The sequence below is a fragment of the Mesorhizobium hawassense genome (genome assembly GCF_003289945.1).
Lineage (GTDB): Bacteria > Pseudomonadota > Alphaproteobacteria > Rhizobiales > Rhizobiaceae > Mesorhizobium > Mesorhizobium hawassense.
The window spans coordinates 22,120-40,114 of record NZ_QMBP01000032.1; the positions used below are offsets into that span (position 1 = coordinate 22,120).

Genomic DNA, 17,995 nt, shown 5'->3' on the forward strand with positions numbered 1-17,995 from the left:
TCCGAGGCGAAATCGGGAGAAAGACAATGGTTGTAAGCGCCAACAGGCTTGAACTGCTGCAGATCGCCGACGCGGTCGCGCGTGAAAAGTCGATCGACAAGTCGATCGTCATCGCCGCCATGGCCGATGCGATCCAGAAGGCGGCGCGCTCGCGTTACGGCCAGGAGACCAACATCCGCGCCGACATCAACCCGAACACCGGCGAGATGAAGCTGCAGCGGCTGATGGAAGTGGTCGAGAAGGTCGAGGACTACGCGACGCAGATCGCGCTTTCCACGGCGCGCGAGCGCAACCCCGATGCCCAACTCGGCGACTTCATCGCCGAACAGCTGCCGCCGATGGATTTCGGCCGCATCGCCGCCCAGTCGGCCAAGCAGGTCATCGTGCAGAAGGTGCGCGAGGCCGAGCGCGACCGCCAGTATGACGAATACAAGGACCGCATCGGCGAGATCGTCAACGGCACCGTCAAGCGCGTCGAGTACGGCAACGTCATCGTTGATCTCGGCCGCGGCGAGGCGATCATCCGCCGCGACGAGCTGATCCCGCGCGAGAACTACAAATATGGCGATCGCGTCCGCGCCTATGTCTATGACGTGCGCCGCGAGCAGCGCGGCCCGCAGATCTTCCTGTCGCGCACGCATCCGCAGTTCATGGCCAAGCTCTTCACCATGGAAGTGCCGGAAATCTATGACGGCATCATTGAGATCAAGTCGGTCGCCCGCGATCCGGGCTCGCGCGCCAAGATCGCCGTCATCTCGCGCGACTCTTCGATCGATCCTGTCGGCGCCTGCGTCGGCATGCGTGGCAGCCGCGTCCAGGCGGTGGTCGGCGAATTGCAGGGCGAGAAGATCGACATCATTCCGTGGTCGCCTTCGGCCGCTTCCTTCATCGTCAATGCGCTGCAGCCGGCCGAAGTCGCCAAGGTGGTGCTCGACGAGGATGCCGAGCGCATCGAAGTTGTGGTGCCGGACGACCAGCTGTCGCTGGCCATCGGCCGCCGCGGCCAGAACGTGCGCCTTGCCTCGCAGCTCACCGGCTGGGATATCGACATCCTGACCGAGCAGGAAGAGAGCGAGCGCCGCCAGAAGGAATTCGTCGAGCGTTCGGCGCTGTTCATGGAAGCCCTCGACGTCGACGAGATGGTCGGTCAGGTGCTCGCCTCCGAAGGCTTCACCAGCGTCGAGGAAGTCGCCTATGTCGACTCGGGCGAAATCTCCTCGATCGACGGCTTCGACGAGGACACCGCTTCGGAAATCCAGACCCGCGCCCGCGAATATCTGGAGAAGATCGAGGCCGAGCATGACGAAAAGCGCAAGGCGCTGGGCGTCAAGGACGAGCTGCGCGACATCCCCGGCGTCACCACCGCCATGATGGTGACGCTCGGCGAGGACGGCGTGAAGACGGTGGAGGATTTCGCCGGCTATGCCGCCGACGACCTGATCGGCTGGAAGGAACGCAAGGACGGCGAGACCAAGGTCTATCCGGGCGTGCTCGCCAGCCATGGCGTGTCGCGCGCCGATGCCGAGCAGATGGTTCTGGCGGCCCGCCTCAAGGCCGGCTGGATCAGCGAAGACGAGCTTCCAGCCGAAACAGTCGCGGCTGACGAAGCTGTTGGTGCGTGAGGTGAAACCGCATCGCACACAACCCGCCCCAGGACGAGATGAACGATCGCACTTGCATCGTTACGCGCAGGCAGGCCGAAGCGGATGAACTGATCCGCTTCGTCGTCGGCCCGGATTCGGCCGTCGTTCCGGACATCAAGAGAAATCTGCCCGGCCGCGGTTGCTGGGTCACCGCCGATCGCCTACATATCGAGAAGGCAGCGGCGAAGAACCTGTTTGCTCGTGCTTTCAAGGCGCAGGTGACCGTTCCGGCCGATCTCGGCGGCATGGTCGACGGGCTGCTTTCCAGATCCGCTCTGGGCATGCTTGGCCTTGCTCGCAAGGCTGGCGCAATCGTTCTTGGCGCCACCAAGGTCGAGGCTGCGGTGCGCGACGGCCAGGCGCTGCTTGTGCTGCATGCGACCGAGGCCTCGGACGACGGGGTCCGCAAGATCAGTCAGGCGCGGCGGGCAACCGTCCACCTCGGCGGCCCCGCCACCCTTGCCTACAAACTTTTCTCCGAGGCCGAGTTGAGCTTGGCATTGGGGGGTACAAATGTGATACATGCTGCCGTCCTCGCGCAGGACGCGGGACAGGCGGTTGAGAAGCGCGTTGTTGCGCTCGACCGATATCGGGGCGGTACCCCGAACGATCTGGCAATGCTTGCGGCCGTTGCTGACGAAGATGATGCCGCAGAGGATATGGAATGAGCGATACGAAATCGGGCGACGACAAGACGTTGAGCGTTACGCCGAAGAAGACCTTGACGCTGAAGCGCCCCGGTACCGAGCAGGGTACCGTGCGCCAGAATTTCTCGCATGGCCGCACCAAGCAGGTCCAGGTCGAGATCAAGAAGCGCAAGTTCTCGATGCCTGGCGACAAGCCGGAGCCGGTGGCTGCGTCCGTCTTCACGCCGAAGCCCGCCGCTGCTGCCCCTGTTGCCGCCGCGCCTGTCGTGCAGGAAGCGCCGAAGGCGCCGCCCCCGCCGCCGGAGCGTTCCGGCATGGTCCTGAACGAGCTCTCGCGTGGCGAGATGGAAGCGCGCCGCAAGGCGCTGGAAGGCTCCAAGGCCCGCGAGGCCGAGGATCGCCAGCGCGCCCAGGAAGAGGGCAAGCGCCGCGCCGAGGAAGACGAACGCCGCAAGCGCGAGCGTGACGAATCCGCGCGCCGTCAGGCCGAGGAAGAGGCGCGTCTGCAGGCCGAGGCCGAGTCGCGGCGTCGTGCCGAGGAAGAGGCTCGCCGTCGCGCGCCTCTGGCAGCGGATGTCGCTACGGCTGACGACGATGAGGGGGCCAAGCCGAGGCGTACAGGTACCGGTGCTGGTGCCAGCGCGCCGCCGCGTCGTCTCGCGACGCCGGAAGTGGCGCGGCCGGCCAAGCCGACCAAGGGCGAGGAAGATCGCCGCCGTGGCAAGCTGACGCTGAACTCGGCGCTGTCGGATGACGACGCGCGCGCCCGCTCGCTGTCGTCGATGCGTCGCCGCCAGGAAAAATTCAAACGCGCGCTCCACAACGAGCCGCGCGAGAAAGTTATGCGCGAAGTGATCCTGCCCGAAACCATCACCATCCAGGAACTGGCGCAGCGCATGTCCGAGCGCGCCGTGGACGTGGTCAAATTCTTCATGAAGCAGGGCCAGATCCTGAAGCCGGGCGACGTCATCGACGCCGACACGGCCGAGCTGGTCGCCTCCGAATTCGGCCACACGGTCCGCCGCGTCGCCGAGTCCGACATCGAGGAAGGCCTGTTCAACATCGCCGACCGCCCGGAAGACCTGGTGTCGCGTCCGCCGGTCGTGACCATCATGGGCCATGTCGACCACGGCAAGACCTCGCTGCTCGACGCCATTCGCAACGCCAATGTCGTCTCCGGCGAAGCCGGCGGCATCACCCAGCATATCGGCGCCTACCAGATCGAGAAGAACGGTCAGAAGATCACCTTCATCGACACGCCCGGCCACGCCGCCTTCACGGCCATGCGCGCCCGTGGCGCGCAGGTCACCGACATCGCCGTTCTGGTGGTGGCGGCTGACGACAGCGTCATGCCGCAGACGATCGAATCGATCAGCCACGCCAAGGCGGCCGGCGTGCCGATCATCGTGGCCATCAACAAGATCGACAAGCGCGACGCCGACCCGCAGAAGGTGCGGACCGAGCTGCTGCGCCACGAAGTGTTCGTGGAATCGATGGGCGGTGAGGTGCTGGACGTCGAGGTTTCCGCGACCAAGGGCACCAATCTCGACAAGCTCCTGGAAGCGATCCTGCTGCAGGCCGAAGTCCTCGACCTCAAGGCCAATCCCGACCGCACCGCCGAAGGCGCGGTCATCGAGGCGCAGCTGGACAAGGGCCGTGGTCCCGTCGCCACCGTGCTGGTGCAGACCGGCACGCTGATGCCGGGCGACATCATCGTCGCCGGCAACGAGTGGGGCCGCGTGCGCGCGCTCGTCAACGACCGCGGCGAGCATGTGCCGGAAGCGCCGCCGGCCATGCCGGTCGAGGTGCTTGGCCTCCAGGGCACGCCGCAGGCGGGCGACCGCTTCGCCGTCGTCAACAACGAGGCGCGCGCCCGTGAGATCACCGAGTACCGCCAGCGCCTGGCGCGCGACAAGGCGGTGGCCAAGCATGCCGGCCAGCGCGGCTCGCTCGAGCAGATGATGTCGCAGTTACAGACGAGCGGATTGAAGGAATTCCCGCTGGTCATCAAGGGCGACGTGCAGGGTTCGATCGAGGCGATCAATGCCGCCCTCGAAAAGCTCGGCAACGACGAGGTGCGTGCGCGCATCGTCCACGCCGGCGCCGGCGGCATCACCGAAAGCGACGTCTCGCTGGCCGAGACTTCCGGAGCGGCGATCATCGGCTTCAACGTCCGCGCCAATGCGCAGGCGCGCGCGGCCGCGGCTGCCGCGGGCATCGAGATCCGCTACTACTCGATCATCTACAACCTCGTCGATGACGTGAAGGCGGCGCTTTCCGGCATGCTTTCGCCGGAGCGGCGCGAGACCTTCATCGGCAATGCCGAGATCCTCGAGATCTTCGACATCTCCAAGGTCGGCAAGATCGCCGGCTGCCGTGTCACCGAAGGCAAGGTCGAGCGTGGGGCTGGTGTTCGCCTGATCCGCGACAACGTCGTCATCCACGAAGGCACGTTGAAGACGCTCAAGCGCTTCAAGGACGAGGTTGCGGAAGTGCCGGGCGGCCAGGAATGCGGCATGGCCTTCCAGAACTACGAGGACATGCGAGTCGGCGACGTCATCGAGTGCTTCCGCATCGAGATGGTGACCCGGACGCTCTAAAGGTTCGGTTTGCGGATGGAGATTGGCTTCACGCCGAACTATGAAGAATCGGTCGTTGCGGGTCGCTTGGCGACCCGCAATGTCTTCAGCTTCTGGCAACGCTACTGGTGTTGGCCCGTCTATCTGCTGCTGGGCGTGGCCGTTGGTTGGTTCTTTGGCTGGTTTTGGGCCTACCTTGGCCGATCCATGGGCAAAGCCGGCGGACTTGCGGTTTCCGCGCCGGTAGCGTTTGCGCTGTACTTCATAGGCGCCAGGCTCATTATGGGTCTTGCTCGACGTCTGGGAGTTCGCTGGTTGAGGCAACGACGAACTGAGACGCCGGTTGTTTTTTCCATGGAAGCCGATGGTTTGCAGTGGAAAAGCGCGCATAGTCTTATGAAGCTGGGTTTCCCGGCCATCGATCAAATGTACGAGACGGAGAAGCTGATCGGTTTTGTTTCAGCAGCGTCAGCGCCCTACGTGCCAAAGCGGGCATTCCGCTCACCTGATGACAGTCGAACGTTTGTCAGGGATGTCTTTAAACGGCTCTCCGATGAAGCAAAACAACGTTCACTGAAACAAAACTCAATACGCGTTGCGGTATCCTGATAGTCGGCCCATCAATCCGATCTCGGCGCGGCAGTCTGGACAAGAAAATGAAAACATCAGCCAAAGGCCCGTCCCAGCGCATGCTGCGCGTCGGCGAACAGGTGCGCCACGCCCTCTCCGAAACCTTGCAGCGCGGCGAAATCATCGATCCTGTGATCGAAAACAGCGTCGTGTCGGTCTCCGAAGTGCGCATGTCGCCTGATCTGAAGATCGCCACCGCCTTCGTTTCGCCGCTCGGCGCGGGTGATGCCGATGCCGTGATCGAGGCGCTCAACAGGCACGCGAAATTCATCCGCGGCCGTGTTTCCGGCGCGCTCAGGCAGATGAAGTACATGCCGGAGTTCCGCTTCCGGCTCGATACCTCCTTCGACAATTTCGCGAAAATCAACGAACTGCTGAAATCGCCCGAAGTCGCGCGCGATCTCGGTGACGGCAAGAACAACGACAAGGACGAGGAATAGGTGGCGCGTCGCGGTAAGAAGAAGGGGCGGCCGGTCTCCGGCTGGGTGGTGCTGGACAAGCCGGTCGGCATGGGCTCGACCGAGGCCGTCTCCAAGATCAAATGGCTGTTCCAGGCCGAAAAGGCCGGCCATGCCGGCACGCTCGATCCCTTGGCCTCCGGCATGTTGCCGATCGCCTTGGGCGAGGCGACCAAGACCGTGCCTTACGTGCAGGACGGCGCCAAGATCTACCGCTTCACCGTCGCATGGGGCGAGGAGCGCTCGACCGACGACCTCGAAGGCCCGGTGACCAACAGCTCCGACCGCCGCCCGGCCGAGGCCGAGGTGAAGGCGCTGCTGGCGAAATACACCGGCGTCATCATGCAGACGCCGCCGCAATTCTCGGCCATCAAGATCGCCGGCGAGCGCGCCTACGATCTTGCCCGTGAGGGCGAGACGGTCGAGATTCCGGCCCGCGAGATCGAGATCGGCCGCCTGGACATCGTCGAGCACGGTGCCGACAAAACCATTTTCGAGGTCGAATGCGGCAAGGGCACCTATGTGCGCTCGCTGGCGCGCGACATGGGCCGGGACCTCGGCTGCTTCGGCCACATCGCCGAATTGCGCCGCGTCGAGGTCGAGCCGTTCACATCGGATGATTTCGTCACCGTGGCCGAGCTTGAGTCGGCACGTTTTGGCGACAAGGCCGAAGCGGCCCCGGACGAAGCCGAGACGCCGGTCGATTTCAGTGCCATCGACGCCCTGCTGGTCGACACCGCGGTCGCGCTCGACTGCCTGCCGCAGGTCGCCGTCAGCGACGATGCGGCCACCAAGATCCGCCTCGGCAATTCCGTCATCATTCGCGGCCGCGATGCGCCGGTCGAGGCCGAGGAGGCCTGTGCCACCGCGCGCGGCAGGCTCGTCGCCATCGGTGCCATCGAGCAGGGCATGTTCAAGCCCAAGCGGGTCTTTGCCGGGTGAATTCGGTCGTCTAATCTCCGGTCGAGCACCGTACTCCAGGGATCTCATGGCCAAGGCTGATACAGGCAAAAAGCGGGCGCCGCTAAAAACCCGTCGGCCGCCGGTCGGGGCGTCGCCGGGCACGCTCATCGCCGATCCGGCGGCGCGACGCAGCGAGCTTCGGCTGACGCTGATCTCGCCCGAGAAATACAAAACCATCGACAATGCCTCGATCGATGATCTGAACACCCATTGCGAGAAATGGCCGGTCGTCTGGCTGGATTGCACGGGGCTCGCCAACATCCCGCTGATCGAGGAAATCGGCCGCATCTTCAACCTGCATCCGCTGGCGCTCGAGGATGCCGTCAACACCGGCCAGCGGCCCAAGGTGGATTTCTTCGAGGATCATGCCTTTGTCGTCATGCGCATGATCGACGACGTCACCTCGCATCGCTACGAGCAGATCGCGCTGTTCTTCGGCGGGAATTTCGTCGTCACTTTCCAGGAGCGCGAGGGCGATCCGTTCGATCCGGTGCGCAAGCGCATTGCCGGCGCGATGCCGAATCGGCTGCGTTCGCGCGGCGCCGACTATCTCGCCTATGCGCTGATCGATGCCATCGTCGACAGCTACTTCCCGCCGATCGAGACGGCGAGCGAACTGGTCGACGGCATCGAGGACGAGATGCTGAACAAGCCGCACAAGCATCAGATGCGGCAGCTGCATGAGCTCAGGCGCGACGCCAGCGTGCTGAAAGGCGTGCTGTGGCCGATGCGCGACGCGCTGGCGACGCTTATCCGCAACGACGTGCCCTTCGTGAAGGCCGAGACCAAGATCTTCTTCAACGACACGCTCGACCATTCGCTGCGCCTGATCGAACTGGTCGAGAACCAGCGCGACATGCTGACCGGCCTGATAGAGATGCATGTCTCGCTGACCCAGGCCCGCACCAACGACGTCATCTCCTATCTGACCATCGTCTCGGTGATCTTCATGCCGCTGACCTTCCTGGTCGGGGTGTGGGGCATGAATTTCGATACGGGAAGTTCGCCCTGGAACATGCCGGAGCTGAAAGCCTATTACGGCTATCCGCTGTCGCTGGCCTTCATGGCGCTGGTCGCCGCCGGTTTGATCGCGTTCTTCAAGTGGAAGAAGTGGCTGTAGCCTTTGTAATCGTCTGTTTTCGCAGCCGGAACCTGCGACAAGCCGGCTTGACAATTGGGCTGGTGTTTTATCCGGAATTGCACTATATGCGCCGCAGCTTCGCGCCCTGACGCGTTGCTTGCACTGGCCCCTGCTGGACGACATCCCGGCTGTGGGCGTCCCGTTTCCTCCAACAGATAAGGAAAAGCACGATGTCGATCACTGCCGATCGCAAGAAGGAATTGATGACTGAGTTCGCAACCGCCAAGGGCGATACCGGATCTCCGGAAGTCCAGGTTGCCATCCTTTCCGAGCGCATCAAGAACCTGACCGAGCACTTCAAGGACCACAAGAAGGATAACCATTCCCGCCGTGGCCTGCTTGCTCTGGTCTCCCAGCGCCGCAGCCTGCTTGACTACCTCAAGCGCAAGGATGACGGGCGCTACCAGACGCTGATCGACAAGCTCGGCCTGCGTCGCTGACGAATTGACCGGCGGGCTCTCCAAGGGGCCCGCCGGTCGCGCATTGGCGTATCGGATGGTCCGGTGCGTTGATGCTGGAAAAGGAAATTCGCCTCCGCGCGTGGCGCGTTCCGGAAACAGCGGTTTTCGGCGTCAGGCGCAAGGCAGGCCGACCAGTCGGCCAATCAGGTTCCGAACAGCAGAGGGCCATTCGGAACCACCCCATGGACGGTCATGGGGCAGGATTGCAGGATGCTCGCTCGGCTGAGGCCGGACTTTATCGAGCTTCCCGTTGTCTTGCCCGTGGCTGCCCGAAGGAAGCCCAGGGAAGGGAGACCCCGCGACCGCTAAGACGGCGTGGCCCCTTCCGCATATGAAGGACAAGATATGTTCAATCAACACAAAGTCGAAATCGAATGGGGCGGCCGTCCGCTCATCCTGGAAACCGGCAAGATCGCGCGCCAGGCTGACGGCGCGGTGCTCGCCACCTACGGCGAGACGGTCGTTCTCGCCACCGTCGTCTCGATGAAGGAGCCGAAGCCCGGCCTCGATTTCTTCCCGCTTACCGTCAACTACCAGGAAAAGACCTATGCCGCCGGCAAGATCCCGGGCGGCTACTTCAAGCGCGAGGGCCGTCCGAGCGAGAAGGAAACGCTGGTTTCCCGCCTCATCGACCGCCCGATCCGCCCGCTTTTCGCCGACGGCTACAAGAACGACACCCAGATCGTCGTCACCGTCGTCCAGCATGACCTCGAGAACGATCCGGACATCCTGTCGATCGTCGCCACCTCCGCCGCGCTGACGCTTTCGGGCGTGCCCTTCATGGGTCCGATCGGCGGCGCCCGCGTCGGCTACATCAACGGCGAATATGTGCTCAACCCGCACATCGACGAGATGCAGGAATCCAAGCTCGACCTCGTCGTCGCCGGCACCGCCGACGCCGTGCTGATGGTCGAATCCGAAGCCAAGGAACTCTCCGAGGACCTGATGCTCGGCGCCGTCGTGTTCGGCCACAAGAGCTTCCAGCCGGTGATCGATGCGATCATCAAGCTGGCCGAAGTCGCCGCCAAGGAGCCGCGCGACTTCACCGCGCCGGACTACTCCGCGCTCGAAGCCGAGATGCTGAAGATCGTCGGCGACGAGCTTCGCGAGGCCTACAAGATCACCGACAAGCAGAGGCGCTATGCCGCGGTCGACGCCGTCAAGGCGAAGGTCAAGGCCGCGTTCGCGCCGGCCGAAGGTGAGGAAGCCAAGTTCACCTCCGAGCAGATCGGCTCGGTGTTCAAGGAGCTCCAGGCCAAGGTCGTGCGCTGGAACATCCTCGACACCGGCTCGCGCATCGACGGCCGCGACCTGAAGACGGTCCGCAAGATCGTCTCCGAAGTCGGCGTCCTGGCGCGCACCCATGGCTCGGCGCTGTTCACCCGCGGCGAGACCCAGGCGCTGGTCGTTGCCACGCTCGGCACCGGCGAGGACGAGCAGTATGTCGATTCGCTGACCGGCATGTACAAGGAGAAGTTCCTCCTTCACTACAACTTCCCTCCCTACTCCGTCGGTGAGACCGGCCGCATGGGCTCGCCTGGCCGCCGCGAAATCGGCCACGGCAAGCTCGCCTGGCGCGCCATTCGCCCGATGCTGCCCTCCGCGGACCAGTTCCCCTACACGCTGCGCGTCGTCTCCGAGATCACCGAGTCCAACGGCTCGTCCTCGATGGCTACCGTCTGCGGCACCTCGCTGGCGCTGATGGATGCCGGCGTGCCGCTGGCAAAGCCGGTCGCGGGCATCGCCATGGGCCTGATCAAGGAAGGCGAGCGCTTCGCCGTGCTCTCCGACATCCTCGGTGACGAGGATCACCTCGGCGACATGGACTTCAAGGTCGCCGGCACCGCCAATGGCGTCACCTCGCTGCAGATGGACATCAAGATCGACGGCATCACCGAGGAGATCATGGGCATCGCGCTTGCCCAGGCCAAGGACGGCCGCCTGCATATCCTCGGCGAGATGGCGCATGCGCTGTCCGGCGCCCGCGCCGAACTCGGCGAGTTCGCGCCGCGCATCGAGGTCATGCACATCCCGACCGACAAGATCCGCGACGTCATCGGCTCCGGTGGCAAGGTGATCCGCGAGATCGTCGAGAAGACCGGCGCCAAGATCAACATCGAGGACGACGGCACGGTCAAGATCGCTTCGGCGAACGCCAAGGAGATCGAGGCGGCGAAGAAGTGGATCCACACCATCGTCGCCGAGCCGGAAGTCGGCGAGATCTACGAAGGCACCGTCGTCAAGACGGCCGACTTCGGCGCTTTCGTCAACTTCTTCGGTCCGCGTGACGGTCTCGTCCACATTTCGCAGCTCGCCAATGAACGCGTCGCCAAGACCTCCGACGTCGTCAAGGAAGGCGACAAGGTCTGGGTCAAGCTGATGGGCTTCGACGAGCGCGGCAAGGTGCGCCTGTCGATGAAGGTCGTCGACCAGGCGACCGGCAAGGAAATCGTTCAGGAAAAGAAGAAGCCGGAAGGCGAGGAAGACGCCGCCTGATCGGCCTTGTGCATGTCGCCCAAAAGTGCGTAGCGGTTTTGGGATAACGACATGCACCAAACAAAAGCAACTGATTAAGCGAAACGGGCGCGCCGCAAGGTCGCGCCCGTTCTTATTTCAGGGTGATTGAAATGGCCGCGGAGCCGCTGAAGACGCTGTTCTATCCGTTCGAGGCCGAGGCGCTGCCTCTGCCGCGACAGGATGCCCGCGTCCTGTTTCTGGGTGCCGAGCCCGGCTTCCGCTTGCCCTCCGGCTTCGATGCGGCGCTGCACCTCGTGCAAGGCTTCCGGCCGCATTTCCGCGCCCTGCAGGCGTCAGGCCACAACGTGACGCCGCGCGCGGAGGGCGATGGCTACGACATGGCGCTCGTGCTCGCCGGGAGGCATCGCGGGCAGAATGAGTTACGCATCGCCGAAGCCGCCGAGCGCGTAGCGCCGGGCGGGCTGATCGCGGTTGCGGGCGGCAAGGATGACGGCATCGACAGCCTGCGCAGGCGGATCAACGCCCTGGCGCCGCTCGAAGGCCATCTGCCGAAACATCACGGCGTGGCCTTCTGGTTCCGTCGGGCCGGCCCGGAGGTGGCCGCAACGCTGCGCGCCGGCAATCCCGACCTGGTTGTCGAAGGCGGCTTCAAAACCGCGCCTGGCATGTTCTCTTTTGACCGGGTCGACGCCGGTTCAAAATTGCTCGCCGCAAACCTGCCCGGCGATCTCAAGGGCAGTGTCGCCGATTTCTGTGCCGGCTGGGGTTACCTGGCGGTGGAAATCCTGCAGCGCTCGCACGGTCTCACCGCGCTCGATCTCTACGAAGCGGATTTCGATGCCCTGGAAGCAGCCAGGCTCAACGTCCATGGCGCCATCGAGCCGCGCTTCTTCTGGACCGATCTTCTCACCGAGGCGGTCGACCGGCGCTACGATGCGATCGTCATGAATCCGCCCTTCCACAGTGGACGCGCAACGGAGCCTGGCATCGGCGCCGGCATGATCTGTGCGGCGTCGAAGGCACTGAAGCCGGGTGGCCGCTTGTTCATGGTCGCCAACCGCCAGCTTCCCTACGAGGCTGTGCTGGCCTCGGCCTTCGCAAGCCATGCCGAGATTGCCCGTGACGGGATGTTCAAGGTGCTCTCGGCGCGCCGCTGAGAAGCCGGCTGATCAACCGCTCTACTGCACGCTGACGATGCGGGCAGGTTCGCGGGCGCCGAAGGCGGGTTGCGCTTCGCCGAGCTCGACCTTGAGCGGTGCGGGCCGGCCGAACAGATAGCCTTGCACCACCTCGCAGCCGGCGGCTCTCAGCAGCGTGGCCTGGTTCTCGGTCTCGACGCCTTCGGCGATAATGCTCACGCCGAGTGCCCGCGACAGGCCGACGATGGTCGAAACGATCGCGCCGGAACTGGAGTCGGTGTCGATGCGACTGACGAAGGAACGGTCGATCTTCAGCTTGCCGAAGGAGAAATCGATCAGGTAGCTCAAATTGGAATAACCCGTGCCGAAATCGTCGACAGCCACGGAGATACCCATCTCGGCAAGCTGCTCCAGGATTGCCGCAGCGCGGTCGCGGTCCTGCATCATCGCCGTCTCGGTGACCTCGAGCTCCAGCCGCGATGGCTTGATGCCCGTCGATTCCATCACCTCGCGCACGATGCCGACGAAATCCCTGGTCATGAACTGCACCGGCGAGATGTTGACGGCGACGAAGCAGTCCTGCGGCAGATACCGGGCATCGCTGCAGGCCTTGCGCAGCACCCATTCGCCGATCGGGTTGATCATGCCGGTTTCCTCGGCGATCGGAATGAACTCCATCGGCGGGATCATGCCGCGCTCCGGGTGCTTCCAGCGGATCAGCGCCTCATAACCGACGACGCGGCCGCTCGGCAGGTTGAGCTGCGGCTGATAGTGGAGACTGAAGTCGCCGCGGTCGAAAGCGGTTTTCAATTCCGACTCGATCCATTGCCGATAGTCCGCCACGCGGCCCATATCGGCGTGGAAGACGGACCAGTTGCCGACGCCGCTGGCGCGCGCGTTCTGCAGCGCCAGGTTCGAACGTCGCAGGATCAGAACCGGATCGACGCCGTCTTTCGGCATCGCCACGATGCCGACCGACAGACTGACCGACTGCAGATGGCTCTGCAACTGATAGGGCTCCATCATCTCGTTGATGAGCTTTTCGATGAGCCGCTCGATCGACCCCTTGATGTCGCGGTCGGGCAAAAGCACGCAGAACTCGCCGGCGCCGATGCGACCGATCTCGGCATCCTTCGGCATGTTCTCCTTCAGCCTGGTGGTGAAGGCGCGGATCAGTTCATCGCCCTGGCTGTAGCCGATGGCATCGTTGATCTGCTTGAAGCGGTCGATATCGATGTCGATCAGGAATACGGGCTCGCCGGTCCGGATCGTCCCCGAGGCGGCATCGGCAATCTTGCCGACCATGGCCTGGCGCGACAAAAGCCCGGTCAGCTTGTCGAAATGGGTTTCCTTGACGACATAGGCCACCGATTCATCGACGCCCGCGAAGAACGACAACGCGGCGCCACCGGCGGCAAGGGCGCAGAGCGCGGCAATCACGCCCGCCATCGTTTCGGCCGGCATGCCGGCCATGCCGTCGCCGAAGCCGAAGCGCAGCCCCCACAATCCAAGGATGAAACTGCCCATGCCCGAGCTGGCAATGGTGATCAGCCGGAACAGCGGTGTTCGCTTCGGGTTGCTGACTGCAGACATGCAAGGTCCCTAGGTTAGAAACCTTATAACGGATATCTCCTTAAAATGAGTTTCCGCCAATGCGTCGAATTTTACCGGAACGCGAACGAAGCAATTCCAGCAAAGGCGGGTCGCGGATTCCGGCCGGAACTACGTGAAAACTGTCGCGCTCGCGAACTACTCTCGGGTGCCGTCGTTCTGCTTCAGTTCTTCCAGCGCCGGCATCGAAACGATGTGATAGCCGGAATCCACATAATGGATCTCGCCGGTGACGCCCGACGACAGGTCGGAGAGCAGGTAGAGCGCCGAACCGCCGACTTCGTCGATGGTCACGGTGCGCCTGAGCGGCGAATTGCGCTGCTGGTAGGAAAACATATGGCGGGCGTCGGAAACGCCGGAGCCGGCCAGCGTCCGCACCGGTCCGGCCGAGATGCCGTTCACCCTGATGCCGCGCGGGCCGTAATCATTGGCAAGATAGCGCACGCTGGCCTCGAGCCCGGCCTTGGCGACGCCCATGACGTTGTAGTTCGGCATGACCCGCACCGACCCGGCATAGGTGAGCGTGATCATCGAGCCGCCATTGCCCATCAGCGCGGCGGCGTTGCGGGCGACCTCGGTGAAGGAGTAGCAGGAGATCACCATGGTGCGCACGAAATTGTCGCGGCTGGTGTCGGCATAGAGGCCTTTGAGCTCGTTCTTGTCGGAAAAGCCGATGGCGTGCACGACGAAATCCAGCCCGCCCCAGGCGTTGCCGAGGGTCTCGAAGGTCGCGGTGACCGAGGCGCTGTCCTCGACATCGCAGGGCACGATCAAGGAGGCGCCTACCTTCTCGGCAAGCGGCTTGACCCGCCGCCCGAAGGCGTCGCCCTGATAGGTGAAAGCCAGCTCCGCCCCATGTTCCGACAGCTTCTTGGCGATGCCCCAGGCGATCGAGTGGTCGTTGGCGACGCCCATGACAAGCCCGCGCTTGCCCTTCATCAACCCGTCCATAAAAGGCAATCCTTATAAAACGCTGGCCTATGCGGAATAGCGCTGGAAAATCAGCGTGGCGTTGGTGCCGCCGAAACCGAATGAGTTGGACAGGACAGTGTCGATCCTGGCGTTGTCGATACGCTCGCGCACGATCGGCATGCCCTCGAATTCCGGATCGAGCTCCTCGATATGGGCGCTCTCGCCGATGAAGCCGCCCTGCATCATCAGGATCGAATAGATCGATTCCTGGACGCCGGCCGCGCCCAGCGAATGGCCGGTGAGCGACTTGGTCGAGGTGATGTACGGCATCTTGTCGCCGAACACCTCGCGGATGGCGCCCATTTCCTTGGAATCGCCGACCGGCGTCGAAGTGCCGTGGGTGTTGATGTAGTCGACCGGGGTCGAGACGGTGGCAAGCGCCTGGCGCATGCAGCGCATGGCGCCTTCACCGGACGGCGCCACCATGTCGTAGCCGTCGGATGTCGCGCCGTAGCCGACGATCTCGGCATAGATCTTGGCCCCGCGCGCCTTGGCGTGTTCCAGTTCCTCGAGCACCAGCACGCCGGCCCCGCCGGCAATGACGAAACCGTCGCGGTTGACGTCATAGGCACGCGAAGCGGTCGAGGCCCTGTCGTTGAACTTCGACGACATGGCGCCCATGGCGTCGAACAGGTCCGACATCGTCCAGTCGAGGTCCTCGTGGCCGCCGGCGAACACCATGTCCTGCTTGCCCCACTGGATCAGCTCATAGGCATTGCCGATGCAATGCGCCGAGGTCGAGCAAGCCGACGAGATCGAATAGTTGACGCCGTGGATCTTGAACCAGGTGGCGAGCGTTGCCGACGCCGTCGAAGACATCGCCTTCGGTACGGCGAACGGGCCGATGCGCTTGGGGCTGTTGTTCTTGATCGTGGTTTCCGCCGCCTCGACGATGGTGCGGGTCGAGGGGCCGCCCGAACCCATGACGATGCCGGTCCGCTCATTGGTGATGTCGCTTTCGCTTAAGCCGGCATCGGCGATCGCCTGATCCATGGCGACGTGGTTCCAGGCCGCTCCCTGGCTCAGGAAACGCATGGCGCGGCGGTCGATCATCGCGGTCGGATCGAGCGTCGGCGCGCCCCAGACCTGGCAGCGGAAGCCATGTTCGGCGAAGGAATTGGAAAAGCTGATGCCCGATTTGGCATCGTAAAGCGAGCTCTGCACCTCGTTGGCATTGTTGCCGATCGACGACACAATGCCGAGCCCTGTCACTACGACCCGTCTCATTCGCAACTCCTTCCGGCGTATTCTGGCGAAAACCCAGTCGGTATTCGCCTCGCATCATACGCAAATAAACTGACGCGGCGTCCAATTGATAAGCGGGCGCCGCGGCGAAATAACGGTCAGGCGGCCGACTGCTTGGACAGGCCGACCTTCAGATCCGTAGCGGCGTATATGGGTTCGCCATCCGCCTTGAGCCAGCCGTCGGCGATGCCGAGCACCAGGCGGCCGCGCATCACGCGCTTGAAGTCGATGCCGTATTCGACCTTCTTCACCGACGGCGTCACCATGCCCTTGAACTTCACCTCGCCGGTCGAAAGCGCCATGCCCTTGCCCGGCTCGCCGAGCCAGCCGAGATAGAAACCCGTCAGCTGCCACATGGCGTCGAGGCCGAGGCAGCCCGGCATGATCGGATTGCCGATGAAGTGGCAGGCGAAGAACCACAGATCCGGCTTGATGTCGAATTCGGCGCGGATGAAGCCCTTGTCGAAGGCGCCGCCGGTCTCGCTGATCTCGGTAATGCGGTCGAACATCAGCATCGGCGGGTAGGGCAGCTGGGCATTGCCTGGCCCGAACAGGTCGCCGCGGGCGCAGGCAAGCAGTTCCTCGTAGTCGTAGCTGGACTTTTGATCCGCCATCAAATTTCCGTCCCCGTGTTCTTGGCGGGCGGCAGGCCGCCCTTGTCGTTGGTTTCCTAACACACTCTGTTTGCGGCCGGAAACCGGCGTTTGCGCTTAACCCGTGCGTCTGCCCGGGTCAATGCGCGCTATTGATCGCATTCGGGCTACAGAATATATGTCGACTGGTGTCCGGTTTTGGCTTTTGACGTCTTTTTGCCATGCTGGACCTGTTGATGGGCTGGGCAACAAGCTTCGAAGCGAAGATGGATTCGGGCTACCGGAAGGAAAATGTCGCTGTGGACAAGCGGGTTCGCGAAGCCGGCCTGAGGCCGACGCGCCAGCGCATCGCGCTGGCCGATCTGCTTTTTGCCAAGGGCGACCGCCACCTTTCGGCCGAGGAGCTGCACGAGGAGGCGATCGCCGCCGGCGTGCCGGTCTCGCTGGCGACGGTCTACAACGCGCTGCATCAGTTCACCCAGGCCGGCCTGCTGCGCATCCTGGCGGTCGAAGGCTCGAAAACCTATTTCGACACCAACACCTCGGATCACCATCATTTCTATGTCGAGGGCGAGAACCGGATTTTCGACATCGAGAGCGGACCGGTCACCGTCTCCAACCTGCCGGCACCTCCGGAGGGCATGGAGATCGCCAATGTCGACATCGTGGTGAGGCTGCGCCCGAAACGCGGCGATTGATCACGTGGCGATGCGGCCCGTCGACCTGATTGTCCGGTTTGAATGGGTCACCGTCGCCGCGTTGGCCATCGTTTGCTACGCGATGTTCGGCTTTTCCTGGTGGCTGTTTGCGCTGCTCATCCTGGCGCCCGACCTGTCGATGCTGGGCTACCTCGCGGGGCCGCGCGTCGGCGCCGTCACCTACAACGCCTTGCATATCCTGATTGCCCCGCTCGTCCTTCTGCTTGCGGGCGCGTTGCTCGCCGGCTCGGCCACGACCGCTGTGGCGCTCATCTGGATCGCCCATATCGCCATCGACCGTGCCCTCGGCTACGGCCTCAAGCTGCCCACCGGTTTTCAGGATACGCATCTCGGCCGCATCGGCCGCGACCGCAACAGCGCCGTCCGTTAGGGCGTGTCGATATTCGGGTCAGGCCGGCATCACCTGAATATCGGCATGGCCTAGTTGTGGAGCCTCAACAGGTTGTCCTGGGTTAGGGCGAGGCGACTGATAGGTGGTTTTGACTTTAGGCTGCCGTGGGGGCGATGCCAATTGTATCTGTGCAACCAGCCAGGCAATTCGGCGGCGCGGTGATCGGATGTCTGGTAGGCAATGGCATAGGCCCATTCGCGCAGCGCCGTCTGGATGAAGCGCTCGGCCTTGCCATTGGTCTTGGGGGTATAGGGCCTTGTCCTGACGTGCTTGAGACCGAGATCGCGGCAGGCTTTGGCGAAGACCTTCGATCTGTAGCAAGAGC

17 protein-coding genes are annotated in these 17,995 nt (G+C 63.5%); 12 read left to right on the top strand and 5 right to left on the bottom strand.

All coding sequences use genetic code 11. The features are described from left to right. The first annotated feature begins 26 nt into the window (after positions 1-26). From nusA to DPM33_RS34160, 10 genes are all read left to right on the top strand, one after another. Positions 27-1,622 carry a transcription termination factor NusA gene (nusA, locus tag DPM33_RS34115; protein WP_112101764.1) on the top strand — a complete coding sequence of 532 codons (1,596 nt, stop codon included), beginning with the start codon at positions 27-29 and terminating at the stop codon, positions 1,620-1,622. Positions 1,623-1,660: 38 nt separating this feature from the next. Continuing rightward, a complete protein-coding gene (locus DPM33_RS34120) occupies positions 1,661-2,311 on the top strand; it encodes an RNA-binding protein (RefSeq protein WP_112101766.1) in 651 nt (216 codons plus the stop codon). After that, a complete protein-coding gene (infB, locus tag DPM33_RS34125; protein WP_112101768.1) occupies positions 2,308-4,890 on the top strand; it encodes a translation initiation factor IF-2 in 2,583 nt (860 codons plus the stop codon). The genes DPM33_RS34120 and infB overlap by 4 nt, the downstream gene beginning before the upstream one ends. A 15-nt stretch (positions 4,891-4,905) precedes the next feature. After that, the gene (locus DPM33_RS34130) at positions 4,906-5,478 is read left to right on the top strand and encodes a YcxB family protein (RefSeq protein WP_112101770.1); all 573 of its coding nucleotides are present in this window, start codon (positions 4,906-4,908) and stop codon (positions 5,476-5,478) included. Positions 5,479-5,525: 47 nt separating this feature from the next. After that, the gene (rbfA, locus tag DPM33_RS34135) at positions 5,526-5,939 is read left to right on the top strand and encodes a 30S ribosome-binding factor RbfA (protein ID WP_112101772.1); all 414 of its coding nucleotides are present in this window, start codon (positions 5,526-5,528) and stop codon (positions 5,937-5,939) included. Further along, a complete protein-coding gene (truB, locus tag DPM33_RS34140) occupies positions 5,940-6,899 on the top strand; it encodes a tRNA pseudouridine(55) synthase TruB (RefSeq protein ID WP_112101774.1) in 960 nt (319 codons plus the stop codon). Positions 6,900-6,945: 46 nt separating this feature from the next. Next, positions 6,946-8,040 (top strand): magnesium/cobalt transporter CorA, encoded by a 1,095-nt coding sequence (gene corA, locus DPM33_RS34145; RefSeq protein WP_112101776.1) that lies wholly within the window; start codon positions 6,946-6,948, stop codon positions 8,038-8,040. 191 nt (positions 8,041-8,231) lie between these two features. Next, positions 8,232-8,501, top strand: coding sequence for a 30S ribosomal protein S15 (gene rpsO, locus DPM33_RS34150; protein ID WP_095765958.1), 270 nt, complete (start codon positions 8,232-8,234; stop codon positions 8,499-8,501). 366 nt (positions 8,502-8,867) lie between these two features. Further along, positions 8,868-11,018 (top strand): polyribonucleotide nucleotidyltransferase, encoded by a 2,151-nt coding sequence (gene pnp, locus DPM33_RS34155; protein WP_112101778.1) that lies wholly within the window; start codon positions 8,868-8,870, stop codon positions 11,016-11,018. Between the two features lie 131 nt (positions 11,019-11,149). Beyond that, positions 11,150-12,157, top strand: coding sequence for a class I SAM-dependent methyltransferase (locus DPM33_RS34160; protein WP_112101780.1), 1,008 nt, complete (start codon positions 11,150-11,152; stop codon positions 12,155-12,157). Positions 12,158-12,178: 21 nt separating this feature from the next. On the opposite strand, the gene DPM33_RS34165 is transcribed toward DPM33_RS34160, so the two are convergent. The 4 genes from DPM33_RS34165 to fabA form a co-directional block, all read right to left on the bottom strand. Then, entirely contained in the window at positions 12,179-13,732 is a 1,554-nt protein-coding gene (locus DPM33_RS34165; RefSeq protein ID WP_112101782.1) for a putative bifunctional diguanylate cyclase/phosphodiesterase, read from the bottom strand. Between the two features lie 156 nt (positions 13,733-13,888). Continuing rightward, positions 13,889-14,701 carry an enoyl-ACP reductase FabI gene (gene fabI, locus DPM33_RS34170; protein ID WP_112101784.1) on the bottom strand — a complete coding sequence of 271 codons (813 nt, stop codon included), beginning with the start codon at positions 14,699-14,701 and terminating at the stop codon, positions 13,889-13,891. Between the two features lie 27 nt (positions 14,702-14,728). Beyond that, complete coding sequence (fabB, locus tag DPM33_RS34175; RefSeq protein WP_112101786.1) at positions 14,729-15,949, bottom strand: beta-ketoacyl-ACP synthase I; 1,221 nt, start codon at positions 15,947-15,949, stop codon at positions 14,729-14,731. 116 nt (positions 15,950-16,065) lie between these two features. Further along, a complete protein-coding gene (gene fabA / locus DPM33_RS34180) occupies positions 16,066-16,581 on the bottom strand; it encodes a 3-hydroxyacyl-[acyl-carrier-protein] dehydratase FabA (RefSeq protein ID WP_112101788.1) in 516 nt (171 codons plus the stop codon). A gap of 245 nt (positions 16,582-16,826) precedes the next feature. On the opposite strand from fabA, the gene irrA reads away from it, so the two are divergent. Continuing rightward, complete coding sequence (gene irrA, locus DPM33_RS34185) at positions 16,827-17,258, top strand: iron response transcriptional regulator IrrA (RefSeq protein WP_112101799.1); 432 nt, start codon at positions 16,827-16,829, stop codon at positions 17,256-17,258. A gap of 10 nt (positions 17,259-17,268) precedes the next feature. After that, positions 17,269-17,649 carry a DUF4260 domain-containing protein gene (locus tag DPM33_RS34190; RefSeq protein ID WP_112101790.1) on the top strand — a complete coding sequence of 127 codons (381 nt, stop codon included), beginning with the start codon at positions 17,269-17,271 and terminating at the stop codon, positions 17,647-17,649. 50 nt (positions 17,650-17,699) lie between these two features. Here the strand turns inward: DPM33_RS34190 and DPM33_RS34195 are convergent. After that, the coding region (locus DPM33_RS34195) for an integrase core domain-containing protein (RefSeq protein ID WP_146770350.1) at positions 17,700-17,995 on the bottom strand (296 nt) is incomplete at its 5' end.